The organism is Streptantibioticus cattleyicolor NRRL 8057 = DSM 46488, from assembly GCF_000240165.1.
GTDB lineage: Bacteria > Actinomycetota > Actinomycetes > Streptomycetales > Streptomycetaceae > Streptantibioticus > Streptantibioticus cattleyicolor.
This window is the reverse complement of the sequence record NC_017586.1, coordinates 481,112-503,541: the sequence shown is the minus strand read 5'-3', so window position 1 is coordinate 503,541 and position 22,430 is coordinate 481,112. Positions and strand designations below refer to the sequence as shown.

Annotated in this window: 1 protein-coding gene (cut by a window edge); it reads left to right on the top strand. The window is 73.3% G+C overall.

The window, feature by feature from the left end:
* On the top strand, positions 1–22,430 hold the 3' portion of the coding sequence (locus SCATT_RS01930; protein ID WP_014627318.1) for a WXG100-like domain-containing protein. 20,266 nt of this gene lie to the left of the window's left edge; 22,430 of the gene's 42,696 nt are visible here — the last part of the coding sequence; its start codon lies off the left edge, out of view; it ends in the stop codon at positions 22,428–22,430.

Below are 22,430 nucleotides of genomic sequence, written 5' to 3'. Positions count from 1 at the left end.
CCGTCACCCGCGGATCCCAGCCCACCGCCGCGCAGTCAGCATCCGCACCGGCCCTTCATGCGATGGCCGCCCCGCACACCACCGCGCCCGACGCCACCAGCCTGCACCCCACCCCCGTACCCCACCCGATGGCCCCGCCCGCCGCGCAGCAGACCCAGCCGCCAACCACCACCTCGCAGCCCGGACCGGCGGCACAGCAGAGCACGGCACCGGTCACCACATCCGCCGCCACCACGTTCCCGGCCGTCCACGAACCGCGTTATCCGGCTCTCTACACCGGGCCGTTGCGCTCCGACTACCTGCGCCGCTCCGAGCAGTACGAGAACGCCGCCGCCTGGGTGCTGGGGAAGGACCCGCTGGTACGCGCCGAGGCGCAGAAGACACTCGGTCACATGCTGACGCTCGCCGGCAAGGCACCCCGCGCCGAGGCGGACGCCTTCCGCCAACTGCTGCACAACCAGCCGTCGCTGACCGGGTTCGACACCGCGGCGGCCGAGCGGAAATTGCTGGACGCCGCCAACCCGCCGTCCTTCGACGAGTTGATGGACGCCTTCGCACGGGTGGCCCCGGGCTACGCGCAGGGCGCGAAGCTGCCGAAGCCGGCCGGTGTCCGGCAGCGTCAACCCGACTGGGACGCCGAGGTACGGCGGCGCGGGTTCTACGGCTCGGCCGACCTGTCGGACGCGCAGCGGCGACAGGCCAAGGACATCGAGACGATGCTGGCCGTCCACAACCACCTGCGGGTGCCGGGCGCGAGCACCTTCATGTTCCGGGACGCGGTGGCGGCGTACCACCTGCGACGTGCCGACGCGCTGCCGTTCGAGTGGTTCCTGGACCTGGCGAAGCGCCACGGATTCCGGGACCCCCAGGTCGAGCCCAACCCGTGGCTGACGGACCGGGCCCGGCTGCACGGATGGATCCACGGCTTCCTCGAACCCCGGGGGCGGCTGCGCCACATCGAGTCCCCGCCTCCCGCGTCGGTCACGACGACGCTGGCGGCGCCCCCGCACGCCCAGTTGTACGCGGAGCACACCGCCGGGCTGCTGTCGGCCCAGGTCACCGGGGTCGGCGACTGGTTCTCCCCGGTGCATATGAGCCGGTACGTGGGTCACATACCGGCGACCGGCAACAGCGCGGCCCTGTGGCACGGGCGCCGGGAGGCGCTGCGGGACATGGCCCGTGACCCGGGCACCCTGGAGGCGTGGGGCGAACTGCCGACCAGCCACGCGATGGCGCTTTCCCTGGCGACCGGTCCCGACGCGCAGTTCCTCGACCCCGACCTGCTGAAGGGGGCGCAAGCGCTGGACCGGGTGCGCGCGCTCTTCCAGGCCGCCGGGGCGCAGGCGGACCCGAGGAAGCGGACCTCGTGGCCGCTGCTGATGCTGCGCGACCCGGCCATCCAGGCCGTCGTGGAGACGATGGCCCGTCCCGATCAGGTGAAGGCGGCGGTCGACGGCTTCGTACGACGGGTCGACGACCGGTTGCTGGCGGAGATCCGCGGCCACGCCTCGATGGCCGAGGAAGCGCTGGACTTCCTGCCGGCGAAGCCCGCCGACGGCCGCAACGTGGTGTACACCATGGCCCGGCAGGGGCCGTTGTTCGGCGGACCGCCCGACCTCCGGATGGCCAAGGGCCAGCTCGTACCGGTCCCCGCCATGCGGACCGGGATGCTCGACCGCGCCGCCGCGCTGAAGGACGCCAAGGACAAGCTGGACCGCTTGCCGCAGGGCACGCATCACGCCGTGGTCGTGGAAGTCCTGCGGTCCTCGGCGGTACGTGAGGTGGCGGTCGCCTCCCGCACCCCGGAGAAGCGCGAAGTCGTCTCCCCGTGGCCGACCACACTGCGGATCCGGGGTCACAGCTACGCGTGGGACCCCCGGACGAAGCTGTGGTACCGGCACGTCGTCGCCACCGAGGAACCCCGGTCCGCCGCCAAGATGGCCTGGGACGACGAGATCCTGGTGCGCGATGTCCGCACCCCCTCGGGTGTCTGGTTCGGCTACTCCAGCCTCAACGCGCGGGAAGCCGTCACCCACCACCCCGGCTTCACGTTCCTCCCCGGCACGAACGAGTACCGGCTCGCCAGCTCGAAGGCCAAGACGTTCGACACCCCGCGACCCTGGCCGATCCGCACCGGGACCGACGCCAACGGCAAGCCCCGTTTCGTGTTCACCGGACTCCACGGCTCACCGCATCTGAAGTTCGCGGTGGGACGGTTCGGCGGGAAGTTCCTCAGCGGCACCCAGAGCGGCATCGACTTCGCCCGGCGGTTCGCGGCGGCGGGCGTGGCGCCGGACATGCCCTACGTGCAGTGGTCGTGTTCGGCGGGGGCCGACCGCCCCGGCCTGCCGACGGTGGCGCAGCAGGAAGCCGACGAGCACCCGCCGCAGCGTGTCTCGGTGGCGGGCCAGGTCGTCGTCAACACGTTCCCCACACCGCTTCCGTTCGCCATCATCACCCCGAGCTGGGGCGCGCCGAAGGACGCGGCACTCAAGACCTTCCACCCGAGGAGCCCGCTGGCCGGCCAGACCCCGGTGCCCTCGGCGGAGCCGTACCTCGCCGGCCAGGCGGCGCGGTACCCGGTGAACCGTCCGGAGTGGGCGGGTGTGGCCCGTGAGTACGACAAGGCCATGGAGAAGTACCTGACCGACGACCCGGCGGCGCTCGCCGCGCTGCGCCGGACGGTCAAGGCGCTCCGCGACTCCGGGGCGTACAAGGTGACGCTCGACCCGTCCCGGCCCGACGTGTCCTTGACCGACCTGGCCGACGCCGTCCGCGCCGCGGCGGCCACGAAGTACCCCCAGGAAGCCCCGTTGCCCGGCGTCGACAAGGGCACCTGGACGGTCCTGTCCGGCGAACGCGGGATCGTGCTCAACCGGCAACCGATACCGAGCACGCGGACCATGTACTGGCTCTACCGGGACCTGGACCTGCCCAGCGAGCACTTCCCGTCGTTCGTGAAGGGTGTCTTCGCCGCGGGGCTCGCCCAGCGCCACCCGCTCGCCGCTCTCCTGGTGGATCTGCGCGACTCGGGGATGAGCGGCAACCAGGCCGCGCTCGTCGCGGCGCTGGCGGGCACCGGGGCCCACCTGTACGGCCTGGTCGACACCGCCTTCGTGCCGCGCGACGGCCTGCCCCCGGGGGACACGGCGGAAGGGCTGCGCCTGCCGCACTGGCGGTTGCACTCCGAGGACACCGCCTACCTCGCCGACGTGCCCGACGGCATCGAGGTGCCGCACGGCCTGACGCGTGCCGTGCGGACGCTGTCGGCCGCGGACCAGTTGCCGCGCATCCCCGCCGGTGAGGAAGGCGTCCTGGGCGCCGACAGCTGGGCGGACCGGTACACCGCGGCCCGCGCCTCCGCCGTACCGCTCGACCGGCTGGACCCCGCCCACGTCACCGCGCTGTACCTGCTCAGCCATGACACGAGCCGCCCGTTCCTGCGACCGTGGCTCGACGAACGCCCCGCCACCCACGCCATCACCGTGCTCGACCGGGTGCTGTACGAGCAGATCGACGAGGCGCTGGAACGCGGCGCCAAGGGCATGGACCCCCAACTGCCGTTGCTGTTGCGCCACCCGGAGCTTCGTGACCTGGTCGAGGCGCTGGCGCACGCCGATCCGACGGACGACGACTACGAAAGCCTCCGGGACGACACGGATGATGCGGCGGACGACATGGTCGGCCGGCTCGCCGACGTGATCCCCGCGACGCTGGGGCTCGCCGCCGAGGGGCTGACGCAACTCGAGCCGGTGGGCGGGTTGGTGTACTACCCGATCGAACTCCCCGCCGCCGGGGTCGCCGCGGATCTGCGCACGCTGGACATGCGCGGGCTCCAGGAGCTCGACCCGGACGAGGCCGACGCGCTGGCGAAGCTCGGTACCCCCAAGGACCCGGCACGGCGTGCCGTGGTCGAGGTGGAGGACTCTCCGGCCCGTGACTTCACCGCGCTGGCGCACGACCCCAGCCGCCGCCACATCCGGATCCCCGTCGCGACACGGCTGGTCGTCGTCTCGCACCGGGCGGCGACGGACGCCGCCGGCGAGCCGTACCAGGTGCTGAGGGCACGCCCGGTGCCGCAGGCCGACCGTGATCACGCCCTCGACGCGGTGCGGGCCGTCATCACCGCCGCACCGCAGAACCTCGCCCCGCTGCCGGGCGCCGTCATGGCCCCCGACACCGCCGCCGGAGCCCAGTTGGTGCTGTCCGACGGCTCCCCGGTGGAGTTCGCGGACAGGATGGGTGCGAATCCGTCCTTGTACACGGATTTCTCGGGTTACTGGGTGGGTTCGGGTGGTGAGCCGGAGGGGTTCTTCCGTATCGAGCGGTTCGGTGCCTTCCTCTCGACGCATTGGTTGAACAACGGCCATGGCGCGGCAGGTTTGCGGTTCCTGGATCTGGCTCCGGACGCGCGGGTGTCTGTGGTGGACACGGTGCGGCAGTGGGCGAGTGAGGGTGGTCTGGCCGCGCAGGTGGATTACGCGGTGGAGCGTCTGGGTGGTGTGTCAGTCGACCGTGAGACGCTGCACGCCGCGGTGTCGAGTGGTGCGTATCCGGTGGGGACGCGGATCTGGTTCGGCAGTGATGTGCATGCCGAGGCCGCTGTGGTCACCGGTGACGGGATTCTCGAGTACGACCCGAACACCGGTAAGGCGCGGGGGATGGACGCGGCCGGGTTCGTGGAGTACACGCAGCACAAGACGGCGTTCGTCGTCGCGCTGGACGCGAAGAGCGAGCCGGTCGCGCACCCGATGGGCCTCGCCGCCAACAGCACTCGGACGCATTCGGACCCGGTGTCGTACGCGATGGCCGGACCGACCGATGCGGCTCAGCAGCATGCGGGTCAACTGCCGCCCGCCGGCGCCGGGCAGCCGAAGGTCAGCGACGCGGCCGTGAAGTTCCCGCAGCTGTACTTCGGCGACCGCCAGCAGTGGCTCCGTACCGCGCTCGACTACGAGAACGCGTTCGGCCGGGCCGTGGTGTCCAACCCCGCGTGGCTCTCGGAGGCGCAGGGGGTCCTCAAGGCGCTCCGGGTGAAGCTCGTCACCAGCCCTGCCCGGTACCGGCTGTTCTTCCCGCCCGCTCGGCCCAAGGACTTCCGCGCGGACCGCGAACTGGCCAGGCTGCTCAAGTCCGACGGCGCGGACCGGCCCCACCTCACCGAGGTCATGGCCGCGATCGCCCGGGGCGCGGCGGTCTACGCGGGCGAGAAGCAGTTGCCGCAGCCGACAGCCACGGATCCGGCGCTCGCCGCCCGGCTGACCGAGCTGGGCCACCCGCTCACCGACGAGAACGCGGCGGAGAAGGCGGATCGGGTCCGGCAGGCCGAGCTGGTGATGCGGGTCCACCAGGACCTGAAGGTCCCGAACGGGAACGCGCTCGCCTTCCGCAACGCCGTACTGGGCTGGACGCTCTCCCGTACCCCGGCGCCCACGCTGGCGGAACTGCTCGCCGCCGCCCAGCGGGCCGGGGTCGCCGAGCGCGACGGATCGCAGCTCCTGGAGCCGGACTTCACCACGGCCTCCTCCGTGGACGCCGACGCCTCGCAGCTCTACGGTCTCGTCCCGTTCCTGTTCGACCCCGCCGACCAGCTCGACGACGGGCCGCTCGCCGGCGACGCCGGGCTCTCGCTGGCCTTGCTGCGCCTGCCGCATCAGGCCGCGTACTACGACTGGGCGCAGCACCTGCTCGACCCGGGGCTGACCGGCGGGATCGGCCTGAGCGATCTGCGGAACGCGGTGACGGACCGGCTCAACGGCGGATCGGCCGCCGGTGAGGGCACGCGGGCGTGGCACGGGCGACGGGACGCCTTCCGGCAGTGGATGTCCACCTACCGCCGCGTCATGCCGAGGATCCAACGCGCCCACGTCGTGTCGCTCTTCCTGCTCGGCGGGGACGATGCCAAGCTCATGGCGGCGGCGTCGCAGGGCCGGGACCGGCTGCGGGAGGAGATTCTCTCCCACCTGGCCGGCCTGGACCGCGGCGGCCGGATGTCCGCCCTGCCGCTGGTGATGCTGCGCGAACCGGGGGTGCGCCGACTGCTCGGGCATCCCGAGGAGCGCACCCCGGACCGGCTCGCCCAGGTGGCCGCCGACCTGGCCACCGACGAACTGGTCCGGGAACTGGCCCAGCACGAGGAGCAGGCCGCGCGATCCGCGTTGGTGCTGCCGGAGGCCGAGGGCCCGGTGGTGTGGGGCGAGTGGGAGCCCGGTACGGGCCATGGGCCTCGCCCCTACGCGGCCGTGGGACGGAGGTTCGCCCGGCCCCGGCTCTTCCAGGCGAAGTCGAGCCTCGACACCGTTCTGCGCGACGCGGCGCGGGACGCCTCCGGGCACGTCGGCCACCACCTGGTGGTCTACCGGCTCGACAAGCCCGTGGAGGCGGCCGAGTTCGCACCGTTCGCCCGTTTCCCCGACGACCAGGTGGTCTTCCCCCGGGAAACGGTCTTCCAGGTCGGGCACGACGAACTCGTCCGGGACCTGGCGAGCGGCACGGAGTACACCCTCGTCACGCTCGACCAGATCACGCGGCCCGCGGCGCGGCACTGGCAGGAACCGCTCATCACGCGTGAACTGCGGTCGCCCGCCGGCGTTCTGTTCGGCGAGGCGAGCTTCAGCGGCCCGGACTGGATCGTGCGCGCGGATGAATACGCGCGGCTGCTCGACATGAAGCCCGGTGTCCTGCGAGAGGGCCGGGGGTCCACCTCGCTGCCCGTGCCGGTCACCACCGGTCTGCGGGAGGACGGCAAACCGGCTTTCACGGCGTGGAGTTCGCACGGCAACATCGGTCTGTTCCAAATCTGGACCCCGGAAGGGTCGAAGTCCGTCGGCGGAGCGGCGGTCGGCCGCCGCAGCGCCCGGCTGATCCGGCAGCTCGGGGTGGACCGTGGCACCCGGCACCTGGTGCTCGCCTGCTGGGCGGGGATGGGTGCCGAAGGCGTGGTACCCGGGGCCCGGCGGATCGCCGCCGAACATGTCGACGGGCACGAGACCGTCGCGGCCAACGCGCCGACCGGGGCTCATACCGAAAGCGGTCAGGACCGCAGACCGTACGTTTTCGCCCGCAGGAAGAAGGGACGTCCGCAACCGCATTGGCAGGTGTTCCCGCACGACGCCGCGACGACGGCCGGACCGCGGACCGCCGGCCTGCCCCTCGCCGGCCAGGGCGCGCGGTTCCGGCACCGCTACGGGACGAAGGAATGGGAAACCGCCGCCAAGGCCCACGAGCGCGCCATCGGCGAGGCGTTCCGCATGGCGCCGGAGGTCGTGGTCTTCGCCGACGCCTTCGCCCGCAGGCTCAACGCCTCGGGGACGTACCAGGTCGACACGACCGGTGCCCACACGCTGCCGGCCCTCATGGACGCCATCGACAAGGCCGTCGGCGGCAACGCCGAGTTCACCGTCGCCGACGACGCCGACGAGGCGCTCGACATGCGCACGGCTCGCGGGCTGCTCGTACGCGACGGCGCCTTCCGCAGCATGGAGCCGCTGCACGAGGCGTACCGCGAGGCACGGGTGTCCGGCGCCGACGACGCCCTGTTCCTCAAGGCGGTGCTCGGCTGGCGGCTGACCAAGGGCACCCACAGCGTGGCCGAGACGCTGGCGGAGTACGTCGAGGCCGACCTCGCCGAGGACGGCCGTGGTGTCGCCGTCGACGGTCTCAAGGACGCCCTGCTCGGCGACGCGGCCGACCTGTACGGGTGGGTCCGGGCCCAACTGCAGCCGTTCGACACCGACCTGGCGGCCCTGGCACGGGAGCACGGCGAGGCCGGGCTGCCGCCCCACCACCGGCTCGACGTCCCGGGGCTCACCCCGCGCGCGACGGGCGGCGTCGAGGTGCCCATGGGGCTCATGGGCGCCCTGCGGCTGCTCACCGAAGCCCGGGCCGCCGGCGACCCGGCACCCGCCCTCCCGTCCGGCGAGGAGCGGACCATGGGCGCGGCCACCTGGCCGGCCCGCCGGGAGGCGCTGGGCACGTGGGCCGACCGCCACCCCGGCTCACCGGCGATCGAGAGGTTGATGCCCGCCCATCTCACCACGCTCTTCATCGCCTCCCACGGCCCGGACCACCGGCTGATGGCCGCCCAACTCGCCACGGAGAACGGCGCACCGGCCGACCGTCTGGCCCACGAGATCGGCGCCACGATCGGCGAGGCCCTGGCCAGCGGGACGCTGGACTTCCCCTACGTGCTCGCGGAGGATGCGCGGTTCCGGGCACTCGCGGAGGAGGCCGCCCGCATCACCGACCGTTCGGACCCGCGCTACGGGGAGATCGGCGAGGAGATGATGGCCCTGGCCGGACCGCTCGCCCCCACGGTGCGCGGGCCCATCGGCGAGCACCTGGGGGTGCTGTCGGAGGCGCTCACCGAACTGCCGCCGGTCGGCGAGCCGGTGTACCTCGCCTACCTGGCCGCCGGGGACCTGCCCGGGAGCGGGTCGCGGCCGGTCGACGCGCTGGACGTGCCGCAGTACGCGCAGGCCGCCCTGGACCCCTCGGCCGCCCTCGCCCGCCTGGAGCCGCCCGCCGCCGGACAGCACCGGGTCGTGGTGCGCATCGACGGATCGCCGGCGCGGGACGTGTCGTTCGCCGCGTTCCGGCCCGAGGCGCGGCAGGCGGTCTTCCCGTGGCGCACCCGGGTGCCGGTGCACGGACAGCCGAAGGTGGAGCACGACGCGGCCGGCGAGCCGTTCGCGTACCTGGAGGCCGGGACCGCTCAGCCGGACCCGATGGAGATCGACCCGGTCACGCCGTCGTCGGAGGTGGCCACCACGCCGCCGCCGAACACCGCCCCCGCCACGCACGCGTCCGCCCTGCCACCGCACCCGAAGGCGTACAACTCCGCGCGCCCGCGCGCCTACCCCGAACCCGCCCTCCACAACTCCGCCGACACCGCGGCACCCCCCGCCACCGAACCGGCGGCCACCCCCACCCGTGTGGTCGCCACCCTCCGCCTCCCCAGCTACCTGGAGTCGATGAAGGCCCCCGGGCTGACCCGGTTCCACGGCCTGGGCAACATCGGGTGGGTCGGCGAGCAGGTCAGGTCCTTCACCGGTGGCGACCCCAAGACGATCACCGACGAACTAGCCGCCAACACCGGCGCGTTCGTCGGTGACGGCCTCCCCTTCCCGGTACGCGGTCGCGACGGCTGGTACGACGTGACCGTCTCCATCACCCGGGCCCGCGTCGAACCCCGGCCGCTGATCACCCTGCTCGAACCCGAGAAGGGCGAGGGACCCGACGTCGTCGCCGGGCACTCGGTGACCGCGACCACGGCCCGCGGGACGTCGTCGACGCACGGCTGGGCGGCCAAGCTGGCCGGAACCACGCTCGTACCGACCCCGGTCCCGGGTGTGCTGGCCGGGGCCACGGTGGGCGTCACCGTGTCGTTCGGCCAGACCTCGCACGAGGTGGGCACCAGCGAGACCACGGCGCTGGGCCGCGCGCTCGCCGGGTCCGGCGGCTCGGTGGACGTACCGCGCACGGTGACGGTCACACTGCGGATACACAAGGCGGGGGAGCCCGCGCCGCACCTCTTCCACGACGACACCACGGTGACCGCCGGCGTCCCCGTCCGCTTCCTCGTCCCCGACGGCGTACGGCAGGACGGCGCGCCGCTGGAGCCGGTGCCGGAGGCGACCGCGCGTGCCGTGCGGTTCGCCGAGTCGCTGGACGTGCTGACGGTCACCGACACCGGTGGTCAATTCCCCGGCGGCAAGGGGCTCTTCGACGTCATCCGCTCCGTGACGCACCCGGCGCTCACCGCCCACGGCGCCCCGGGACGCGGCGCCGCGCAGCGGGCCGGCACCTCGGACCAGCTCACCCGGGACCTGCACGCCTGGTTCCAGGGGTGGACCGACTCCGGTGAACTGGTGGGCAAGGGCGGCAGCGTGCGCGGCGGGTACCGGGCGCGCGCCGAGATCGTCCGGATCGCCCCGGCGTTCCCCGTCGGCGACCTGTTCTCCCAGCACGACGCGGAGTCCGGCCGGCAGCGGTCGGTGGAGGTCGGCGCGGGCTACGGCGGCGAGGTCGGCCTCGGCCCGGCGGTCGGTCTCGGGCTGATGTCCGGCGGCCCGCAGTTCCGGCTGGCGGTCCGCCCCGCGCTGCTGACCGCCCTCAGCCGCGCGGCGTCCGTCGGCACCACGGTGACCACGGCGACCGGCCCGCAGATCACCGGGCCGCGCGTGGTCTACCGCGCCCGGGTGCGGATCTGGGCGGAAGGCACCGGTGCCCGGTCCACCGCGATGCGCGCCGGGCTCGCCGGCGGACCCGCCTACAAGGACGTCACCGCCTGGCTCAGCCTGCGCCCCGAGGAGGCCGTGTCGCTGGGGCTGAAACTGCCCGGCGGCCACCCGAAGGTCCCGCCGCTGCTGAGCCACCCCGAGGAACGGCGCCGCCCGCTGTTCGGCCCGTCGAGCCCCAACGTCGCGCTCTCCATGCCGGACACCGCGCATCTCGTCCAGCGCATCGAGGCGGTGTTCGCCGAAGACCCGAGGCTCGCCGGGCTCCTGCCCGGCTTCGGCGACGCCAACAAGTCCGGCTTCTTCACCACCACCGCCGACCACGAACGCATGCGGAACAACCACCGCACGCTCACCACCGTCCTCTCCCCGGCCACCCTGAGCGCCCGCAAGGGCCAACTGCTCACCACCGGCCTGCCCGCCCGGCTGCGCCGCAAGGGCTGGGCCCACAACGAATACGTACAGGTGCGGGTCAAGGGCCGCCTGCTGACGGAACCGGAGTACCAGGGCCGGCTGACCGACTGGAAGCTGCGCCGCACCGCCAAGCTGGCGGACACGGCACTGAGCGGCGGCGGCGGACAGGACGGCGTCTCGCTGCTCGGCGCGTTCTCGGTCAAGCCCATCCCCGGCCACCTGTACCTGACGTTCTCCGCCGCGGCCGGTGCCACCCGGGGACGCAACAACCAGGCGGGCCTCAGCACGGGGGCCGCCTGGGTGACGGCCGGGGCGGGCGACACCAGCGCCTACCACGCCGTGCTCGCGTTCGACGTGGAGATCACCTCCGTCACCCGCCCCCGGACCTGGCGGCGGTACGCGACCCCCGGACGCTTCGGCCGCCAGGCCCCCGGGACGACCGTCATCGCCCGCACCGGCGCCGGCCCGGAGACCACGGACGGCGTACGCGACGTGCGCACCGATCCGGTGCCGGTACGGCTGACCACCCCCACCGCCCTCACGCTCCCCGACGGCCGGGACGCCCTGCCGCGCACCACGGGGCGGGCCCGGTCCGTCCCGGTCCCCGCGCTGCGTGGCATCAACACCATGTACGACCCGGCGTGGGCGGCCCCCGACGCCGCCAGGCACCCGCTGAAGCAGTGGCTCGCCATGGAACTCGCCGGGGACGGCACCGAACTCCGGAACCTGGCACAGGAGTTGCTGACCGACGCGGCCGGCGGCGACGAGGCGTTCACGGCACCCGGGCTCGACCCGGCGCTGTGGATCGAGGAACGGTTCAGCACCGACACCCTCCCGGCCGGTCTGGCGCGCGGCACCAAGAGCGCCTGGGTCGTCGACGGACTGCGGTACGAACGCCGGGCGGGCACCCTGTCCGGCGCGGTGGGCAGCCGGTTCCACGTGGTCAACCCGTCCGTGCTCGACGTGCTGGACGGACCGGCCACCGAGCGGACACTGACCGGCGGCCACCAGGCGTCCGGGGCCAGGGAAGCCGGCCGGTTCGTCAAGCTCTCCGCGATGTCCGGCGGCGCGGGCGCCCCGGAGAACCTCTTCCTCCTCGGCGGCGTCACCCCCGGGTTCGGCTTCACCAGGTCGAAGCAGTCGTCCCTGGCGTCCAGCGCCGCCAACGAGCGGACCGTCACCACCGGGGCGGACGAACGGATCGTCCTCGTCCAGGCCGACCTCGAAGCCCTCATGGCCGCCGAGGTGACCGTCGGCCTCCTGCCCGCGAAACTGAAGACCGGCGGCCGGCTCCTGCCCGGAGCCGTCACCGCGCTGCTGACCGAGGAAGACGCGCGGGCGCTGGGCCTCGGCGCGCAGATCGACCAGCGGGTGGCGTCCCGGCAGCCGGCCACGGCGCCGACCGCGCCGACCGCGCCGACCGCGACGACCGCGACGACCGCGACGACCGCGACGACCGCGACGACCGAGGCGGCCGGGGAGGCGCCCAGCGCCGTCACGCCGAAGCCCGCCGCCACGTCGGAGGTCACGCCCGCCGCCACGCCGAAGCCCGCCGCGACCACGGCGGAGCCCGTTCCCGTCACGGCCCCCGCCCCGCGCCTGGCCGCCGACAGCCCGCTCGGCCTCGGCGACGTCCGCCACGCACCCGACTTCGGCCGGCTGCTGCCCGCGCTGCGCGACAAGCTCACCGCCCGGGCCGGCAAGCTCACCAAGGACCTCGTCCCCGTCGACCTGCTCCCCGAGAAGCTGCTGGACGACAAACGGCACAACACCGAACGGCTCGGCACGATGCTCGACGGCGCCGTGAACCTGCTGACCAGCCTGGCCGACGGGGACCTCTCCGTGGAGCTGTTCGACCAGCGCAGCGGCAACCGCGCCTACTGGGCCCGGCTGGTGCTCACCCGGCAGGAGGGCACCGTCGAGGGCGACCCGACGCGGGGCCGTGGACTGGCCTACTCCACCAAGGCCGCGCTCGACGCCGGGACGACCACCAGGGACGGGTGGGGCCCGACGATGGAGACCATGGTGCTCGCCGACGGCGCGGTCTCCGACTCCGTCGGCGGACTCGCCGCCGTTCCGGCCGGCGGCACGGGCGCCCAGCGCTCGTTCGCCGACACCGTGCGCCAGGCGCTGGTGACCTCGGTGCGGACCGCCATCCCGGACAAGGCCGGACTGGTCACCGTCCGCATCCCGGTCTCCGCCCGGCTGGACCTGTACCGCGTCGGGGAGCCGGAGGACGCCCGGCCGATCATGTCGGTGGACCTGGCGCCGCCCGCCGGCCGGAGCGGCACCCCCACCGAGGACGACCGCTACCTGCTCCTCCGTCTCCCCGAGTCGGACCTGCGGGCGCTGGCCGGACTGCGTCCGCCGCGTGAACTGCCGCCGCCGGACGCCACGTCGGGGCCGCTCGTACCGCTGGAGCGGTGGCGTGCCTCCGGGGTACCGCTGCCGTGGGAGGCGCAGGCCAACGGCTTCCGCGGAGCCGCGCTGGTACGCGCCGGGATGGCCGCGCTCACCCGCGAGCTGGACGCGTCACCGGACTTCCGGGCCGTCGGCCGGCCGGCGGCGTACACGGTGCGCGAAGAGGTCTCCGCCGAGTGGCTGGGCTCGGCGCTGCCGGTGCTCGCCGCGAGCGGGATGCCGCTGCCGCCCGCGTTCGTCAAGCGGTTCATCGGCAGCGAGGACCTGGACGTCCTCGTCCACGCCCGCCTCACCGACGGCGAGGTGCTCGGCGCCGGCGAACAGGCCGACTTCGAGGCCGCCGTGGCCGACACACCCGGCGCCATGCGGCTGGCGGAGCGCGGACAGGGCAACACACTCGGCGACAGCGGCACCGTCGCGGGACAGGGCCTGCCCCTGCCCGGCTGGCTCGACTACGGCGTCACCTACCTCCACGACTACCAGCCGACGCTGGCACTCACCACCGGTCACGGCACCACCGAGACCGCCCAGCGCAACGGAGGCAGCCCGTCGGTGGCGGTCTTCTCCGGCCCGTCGGCCCTGGTCCAGTTCACCGTCGACCTGCGCCTGGCCGCCCGGCTGCGGGAGAGCGCCCGCCACGCCCTGGGCATCGAGGACGCCCAGGCCGAGGTCGACGTGCCCATCCCGCACCCGGTCGTGATCCGGATGACCCGCGACTCGGCCGCGAGACTGCTGGCCGACGGCGCCATCACCGACCCCGGGAACCACGTGCTGCGTTCCCAGGTGAAGATCGAGAAGGTCCCGGGTCGTGACGGGCGTTCGTCGGGCCTGACGTCGTTCACCCGGGCCGACGCCGCGGTGCGCCGGGACGGGTACCGGGACGCCGCTGAGGAGCGGGCATACACGCAGTGGTGGCGGGACGCGGACGGCCGTCTGGTGAGTACGCCGCGCAGGCTGCCGGTGGCGCCGCACGCGAAGGTGGTCGTGTGGGGCTCGCACGGCGCCGAGGGCGGGAAGTTCCGGGGCGCGACCACCGACGACAAGCCGGTGGAGTTCGACGTCGACGGGCTGCTGGGGTTGATCAAGGACGAGATCCCCGCCGACGCGACCGACATCATCCTGACGTCGTGTCAGCCGGATGCCGACCCCGCCGAGCTGGTGGCGACGGCGGCCCGGATCCGGGATGTCACCGGTATCGCCGCCCACATCCCCGCCTCGCGGGTGGCCGTCACCCCGGCCACCGGGGAGCAGCCGGCGCGGATCCACGTCCTGGAGCGTTCCGACGGCACCCCGGCCGGCTTCGTCTCCGCGCTGCCCGAAGGACGTACCCCCGTCCCGCAGACACTCCTCAGCGACACGGAGACGCGGCCGGAGTACCCGGCGGCGGAACACCACAACGCCGTCGGACTGGAGGTCGAGGACTACCATGTGATCCTGTTCGACCCCGAGACGCACGCGGCGATCGTCTCGCGGGACGAGAACGGGAACCCCCGACCCGACCTGCCCAAGGTGGTGCTCGCCGAAGGCCCCGACGGCCAGATCGTCACCGACCACCGGAAGTTCTGGCGCAGCCCCGACACCGGCCTGCTCCACCGGCGCAAGCAGGACGCACGGGGCGCGGACGGCCAGGAACCGGAGGAGGACGGCGAGGAGCACTTCATCGCGGAGTTCGTCACCGTCCCGATGGCGGCCAACGAGGACGAACACCGGCCACCGCCCGCGACTGTGGTGGGCCACCTCGAACAGGGCCGGACGGCGCTGGGCACCACGGACGCCCACGGCACCCCGCTGCGCCTCGCCGACATCCTGCCGCCCGGCTGGCGGGTCACCGAACTCGGCCGCAAGGCCGTCGTCCTGCCCAGCACCGAAGGCGTCAACCCGCCCGCGTACACCCAGCCCACGCCGGGCTGGCCGGTGACCGGCCTGCGGATGCTGCACGAGGTCGCCGACCAGCGGCGCGCCCGGGCCAAGGGCCTGGACGAGGTGTACGACAAGGGCCGGCAGGTCGGGCAGCACGCCGCCCGGGAGTTCGTCCGCAACCTCATGGGCGCCGAGGTACCGTACGAGGCGCTGCCGTTCCTGGCGGTCATCCCCGACGTCGACGAGGTCTGGGGGTACGCCTGGTACACCTTCAGCCACGTCGCGGCCCGGCCGAACGCCGTGATGCTGCCCGACCGCATCATCAAGAACTGGGTGGCGGTGGCCTCCCGCAACCCGTTCGACCGCGTCCTGCCCGGGCTGCGGCCACGTACCAGGGAGTTCCTGAACAGTCAGTACGGCAGGGTCAGCCGGGCCTACCTCGACGGCGTGCTGGAGACCATGGAGTCCAGCAGGCGGTGGAACCCCGAGCCGCCCGTGCTCCACCCCGGCCTGCTCGACGCCTCGGTCGGTGACGCGCCCTCCGTGCGGGACCACGTGGCGGCCGTGCTCACCGGACGCACCCCTCAAGGACGCACCGTCAGCCAGTCGGAAACGATCGGCATGGACGACTTCCCCCGGCTGGACACCGACGACGGCCGGCTCGCGGTCCCGCTCGTCCTGCCCGAACTGCGGTTCTGGGCGATCAACCGGCTGCTGATGACCCCCGAGGAGATCCGCCGGACCGTCACCGAGCTGGTGGACGAGAGCCGGCAGGCATACCAGACGGCGCGGGCGTTCCCGCTCCCGCTCCCCGAGGACGTGCTGAAGGAGTCCGTCCGGCGCATCCTCGGCCACCCGCCGGTGCGGGCCATGGCACCGTTCCTGGCGATGGCCGTGCGGCAACTGCCGGACGCCGGACCGCTCATCGGGGGGCCGGAAGCCGACGGGCTTGCGCATGCGGTGGCGTTCCACGCCGTGGGCGAGCCGGTGCCGATGGTGACCCAGGAGCGGCTGCGGACCCTGGTCGACGAGGCGTACGCACGGCTCGGCCAGTTCCCCGGCGACCAGCGGCAGACGGCACAGCGGGTCGTCGAGGCGGCCCGTCGTGCCCTCCCCGCGCTCGCCCAGGAGCCAGCCGAATCCTTCGCCATGGAACGGTGGCAGGCCCACCTCGTCACGGACGACGGCGACCGGATCCCGCTGGGCCGGTTGCGGATCACCAAGCACCCCGATCCGCAGGAGAAGACGGTGGCCGTCTCCTCCCGGCCCTCCTGGGACGAGCGGCAGGACACCTACAGCCTGCTGCCCTTCACGCGGAGCGTCACCTGGGCGCGGCGGATGCCGGTGCAGGGTGACCCCGCCCGCGTCGAGGTGGTGGCCGAGACCGCCCCGCAGCAACTGCCGTTCGCCCAGGCGTACATCGTCGGCGTACGCGGCGATGCCGACACCGTCGAGCTGACGCTCAACGACGACGAGACGGAGACTTTCGACTACGCGCGGCTGGTCGACTTCCTCTTCGCCACCGATCCCGTGCTGACCACGCTGCCGCCGGAGACCGCCGTGGTGGTCATGGGTGCCGACATCGCGGGGGAGCCGTCGCACGATCCGCTGGAGCAGCCGGTCGCCGGTCAGTTCCTCGCCAACAGCTGGGACCGCTGGGTGTGGGCCACCGCCGGTGGGGACGAACCCGTGCTCGCGCTCGCCGACCCGGCACGCGGCCTCGGCGCACGGTTCCAACTGGCCGAGAACGACCGGCTCGCCGGGTTCCGCCCCGAACCCGCCACCCCGCGACTCGCCCGGCTGGCCGGGCAGATCACCGGCGACCCGGCCCGCGCACCGCAGGTGCTGCGCTGGATACGGGCCACCAGGCTGGTCTACGGGCCACTGCTGGAGGACGACCCCGCCACGTTCGACACGATGCTGCGTGGTTTCTGGGCGCTGGACCAGTGGCGGGCCCGGGGCGGCGACCAGCAGCCGCTGAACTGGGCGGGTCTGCGCGCTCTCTCCGCCCGCTACCACGCCGCCGTCGGACAGCCGGAGCCGGAACTCGCCCAGTCGCTCCCCGTGGTGCTCAGCTCGGCCGCCGTATCGATGGGCACCCCGCTGCCTCCGTTGGCCCCGGTGCCCACGTACCACAGCAGGGTGGCCGTGCGCCCCGCCGAGCCCACCGCCGCCCTGGAACGCCGGGCCGACGTGGTGGAAGGGCTCTTCGGACCGCGCATCACCAACAGCCCCGCGCACCGCTCGCTGACCGCCGCGGTCGCCACCGCCGAACGCCTCGCCGGCTCGGGCTCCCGGGCCGCGCTGACCGCCCTCACCCGCCAGGTGCTCAACCTGCCGCCCGACGCCCCGGTGAACGCCGCCCACCTGGGCACCCTGCTGGTCCACGTGGCCCGGGCCGACGCCTTCGGCCGCACCGGCAGCGTGGCCGACCTGCGGTCAGCGGTGGCCGAGGAGACCCACCCGACCGGCTACCCGGCGCAGGCGTACGTCAACGCCCCCTCCGCCACGACCCACGACGCGCCGCCGTCCCCGGTGGTGGTCGAGAAGATCCCGGGTCGTGACGGACGGGTGTCGGGTCTGACGTCGTTCACCCGGGCCGACGCCGCGGTGCGCCGGGACGCGTACCGGGATGCTTCCGAGGCGCGGGAGTACACGCAGTGGTGGCGGGACGGGAGTGGTCGTCTGGTCAGTGCGCGGCGTGGGTTGCCGGTGGCGGCGGACGCGAAGGTGGTGGTGTGGGGTTCGCACGGTGCCGAGGGCGGGAGGTTCCGGGGCGCGACGGCTGATGACAAGCCGGTGGTCTTCGATGTGGACGGGCTGCTGTCGTTGATCAAGGACGAGTTGCCGGCCGACGCGACCGACATCGTCCTGACGTCGTGTCAGCCGGATGCGGCCCCCGCCGAGCTGGCGGCGACGGCGGCCCGGATCCGTGATGTCACCGGTATCGCCGCCCACGTCCCCGCCTCGCGTGCGGCCGTCACCCCGGCCACCGGAGAGCAGCCAGCCCGCATCCACGTCCTGGAGCGTTCCGACGGCACCCCGGCCACCTTTGTCTCCGCGCTGCCGCACGGACGTACCCCCGTCGCGCAGGCACCGGTCAGCGGCACGGCGACGCGGCCGGAGTACCCGGCGGCGGAACATCACAACGCCGCGAGCCTGGACGACTTCCCGCCGTTGTACCCGGATCTGTACGCCGGGACGAAGTGGGAGGACGAGGCGGACGAGCACGAGTACGCCATGGGCAGGGCGCTGTTCCACAGCGGCGACGCCGCCGCGTTCATGGTCAAGGCCACCCGGCGCCTGTGGAACCACCTCGCGGGGCACTACGGGCGCGCGGACGCCGCCAAGGCGTTCCTCAGCGGCGGCAACGCGGCGGACCGACTGAACGCCCTGCTCAAGCAGAAGCCCTCGCCCCGGCTGATGGGGGAACTGTTCGGCATGTTCCGGAAGGCGGTGGGCTTCGGCAATGCGGAGCCGTTCACCCTCAGCCGCCTGTGGCGGGACCACCCCGAGCTGAACACCCGGGGCATACCCACCGACGAACCGGTCGGCCGGCCGCACGACGAACACACCCGCCGGGTGATCGGCGAACAGCGCGGCGTACGGCTCACCGGCCGCTCCGCCGAACACACCAAGCGTCTGCTCCAGGTCGTCCAGGACCTCGGGCTGGAACCGCATGAAGTGATGATGGTCCGAGAGGTGTTGCTGATCGACAACCTCGTGACCAGATACGGCAACTCGCTGTGGGAGGTCCTCCAGGCGTCCCACGAGGCCGGCGTCCGGGACGAGACCGACCCGGACCCGTCACTGGTCGACGCCGCCCGGCTCTACGCGTGGTTCAACGGCATGGCGAACACCAACGAGCGGCACCTGGACGGCCTCGCCCCCGAGGACCAACGCGACCTGGAGCCGCCGTACCGCACCGCGTACCTGAACCGGACGGCGAGGGGCCTGATGTCCTCGCACCGGATGGCCGCGATCAGCACGCTGACCGGGATGGACAGCGGGGTCGGCCAGTGGGCCCGGATGGAATTGGGCGGGGAACGCCGGGACGCCTACCGGCGCTGGCTGCTGCGGACGCGCATCCCCGGCATCCCGCGGGAAAATCTCCAGCTCAGCCATGTGGTGGCGGTCAGCCTGGCCAGCACCGACGGCCCGTTGCTGCACGACCGGTTCCTGGGCGACGACGCCGAGACCGAACGGCTGCTGACCCGGCGGGCCAGCGAGCTGGTGCGCCGGGAGTTCGCCAACGGCCGGGAACGCATGCCGCAACTGCTCCTCGCCGATGACGAGTTCTTCGACCGCTGGAAGGACGCCGACCTCGACGGCATGCTGGCGCGCGTCCCGCGACTCGTGCCAGGCATCCGCCGCACCCTGCGGTCGCACGCCTCGATGGCGCGGGAAGGGCTCGCCATGCTGCCGGTGCTGCCGGACGGCGTGCCGGGCTGGTGGGCGATGACCCGGCCCGGACCGCTGCGCGGCGGCCAAGGGTTCACCAAGGGGGACCCGCTCACCATCCCCGCGCTCGCACCAGGTTCCGCCAACGGGGGGCTGATCCTCGGCGACCTGCCGCCGACGGACGACACCAGGCATGCCGTGCTGGTGAAGGTGGTCGACTCCACCGGCGTGCCCGTCGCACCGTTCGCCAGGTTCCCGCGCTACGACACCGTGCTGTACGCCACCGACACCACGGTGCGCGTCAAGGACATCGACTTCGGCTACGACTTCCGCACCGGCCGGGAATACCTGCTCGTCACCGCCGAGGAGACCGCGCAACCGCTGCCCGAGCAGGTCTGGGAACGGGAGATCACCACCCGGGTCGTCCCCGACCCGAAGACCGGTGGGCCCTCCGGTGCCAGCGCGTTCAGCTCGCTGTACTGGTGGGGCAGCCGCATGTACAAGGCCGACCCGGCCGTCCTGCGGGCCGGGACCTACCGCGTGCTGGACGCCGACCGCCGGCCGACCGGAGTCGAGGGCCCCCTGCCGTGGGCCAAGGAGGCCGACGACACCTTCGTCGTCTCCATGCACAGCAGCGGGGCGTACTTCCACGATCTGCCCGGGCGCTTCGGACGGCACGCCGTCGACCCGCGCCGGCTCGGCCGGTTCGTCGACCGCCTGATGGCGGACACCGGCACGGACCACAGGAAACGGCTGGCCCTCGTGGCCTGCCACGCCGGTGCCGAGGGCGGCGGCGTACCCCCGCTCGTCCAGCGGTTCGCCGACGCAGCACGCCGCCCCGGCGACGCGGCCACCACGGTGACCGGTTCCCACACCGACGACCACGAGGTGTCACTGACCGAGAAGCCCGGCGGGCCCAAGGCCGGCTGGGTCTTCGCCCCGCCCCGCGAACGGTCGGAGCTGGAGTCCGAGGCCCGGCTGCGGGAACAGGACGTCGCCGACGCCGCCGGGATGCTGGCGCCGGTGTACCGGGACCACCCGCGCGAATGGCAGGAGGCCGCACTGGACTGGGAGGACGCCCTCGGCGAGGCGCTGGCCCAGGACCCGGCCATCCACGCCGTCGCCAAGAAGGCCGCCCGGCTCGCCTACGCGGAAGGGGGCGCGCACCAGGAGGTCCGGGACAGGATCGCCGACTGGCTCGGGCTGCCCGCCGACATCACCGAGGACGCGCTGAAGGCGGAGGTGGAGCGCATGACGGCAGGGGAGACGGCCACGCCCCTGCCGAAGCTGATGAACCTGTACATGCGGGCTCTGCCGACCGGCGACCGGCGGCCCTTGCATCAGATGGACCGCAACTCCGACGAGTACGCGGACTGGGTGACCGAGCTGGGGATCCCGCTGATCTACGGAGACGCCCCCACCGAGGAGTGGATGCTGCAGCACTACCAGAGGATGGCCGGCGAAGACTCCGTCGGCACGCGGCGCTTCCTGGAGGCCATGCTGGCCTGGCGGCTGCAGGAGAACCGCAGCGCGCTGTACGACATCCTGCGCGCCACCGAGCATCTGATGGGCCGCTTCGGGGGGCAGCACAACGCCCACGAGGTGGCCGCCCTCTCCGGCGGCGCGGCGCAGCTCTACATCGGCGCGGACGCGCTGTTCAAGCCGTCGCAACGGACCAGCGACCCCGACCTGTTGGAACGGCTGCGCCTGCCCCACGAAGTCCTCTACGAACGGCAGGCGTTGGCGGCCGGACACGGCCGGCCCGGCGCGAGCTACGAGGGGTTGAGCACGGCGCACACACTGGCGCTCCAGCGGCTGGACGCGGGGGGCCCGGAGTCGCTGACGCCGTTCGAGGAGGGCCTGGCCTTCGAAGCGCTGGACCTGCTCGTCGGCGTACGTCCCCCGGCCCGCGCCTGGTGGGCCGCCCGCCTGCCCGGCACGCCGATGTCCGAGCTGAACGTGGTGGCCGTGCCCGCCATCCACCCGGCGGCCTCGGACGAATCGGCCGCCCGTGACGCGCTGCGCCGACTCGACGCCGAGGGTGCCCCGGACGGCACCCTGGTCCTCTTCGAGGTGGACACCACGGCTCCGCGAACCCCGGCCGGCCGGGTGTGGTTCCCGCGCCAGATGGTGCTGCGGGTGCTCTCGCAGCGCCCGGAACGGGACCCCTCGGGTCTGCAGTACGTCCGCGTACGCCTCGCCGAGACCCAGCCGCTGCTGCCGTCGCCACGCCGGAAGCAGTCTCCCCAGGAGGAGGCCGTGCACGACGCTGGGGGCGGCCACCCGGCGGCGGCGCGGCACGCAGCCGAGCCGCCGGCGCCGGAGCGCTCCGCGCGCCCCGGTAGGCGTGCGGAGCCGGCGCGGCGATGGGGACAGGGGATGGCCGACGATCCCACGCCGGTGCGGGAGGAGATCGCCGCGCTGGCCGACGAGGCGTGGCAGGAGGCGCCGAGGATGCGGCACTTCGCCCACGTGCTCGCGGAGCAGCCCACCGTGTACGTCCACCACGAGGCCGGCCACGCCCTGCTGCGGGCCTCCGCGGTGCTGCGCCTGCGCACCGACGCGGTGATCGGCCTCATCGAGCGGTACGGCATCGAGGAGGTGGCCGAAGGCTTCCGGCGCGCCTTCGACCGCCCGGTCATCGAGAGCGAGCAGGTCCAGCGGTTCCAGGACATCCAGGCGACGCGCGGCGCGTTCGAGGAGTGGGCGCACCGCCTGTGGGCGGTCATCGACAATGCACCGGAGGGTCTCTTCGACGACGAGGCGGGGATCGAGCAGGTCTTCAACCACGACAAGGGATACAACCGGGCTGCGAACTTCGCGGAGAACCGCGCGATGGCGGCGTTCGTCGCACCGTCGTCGTTGTTCGAGACACTCGGCCGCCATCTTTCCGGCAAGGACCCGTACACGGCTCTGTACGACGCCATGACCGAGAGCAAACTGATCGATCAGATGCCCACCAGGCAAGCGGTGCGCGATGCCGTCGCCGCCAACTGGGCCGTGATCGCCGAGCGCCTCGGCACCGGGCAGACCACGGACGAGGTGGCCGAAGGGCTCGTCGGCCACCTTGACGACCTGTACCTGCTCGAAGACTGA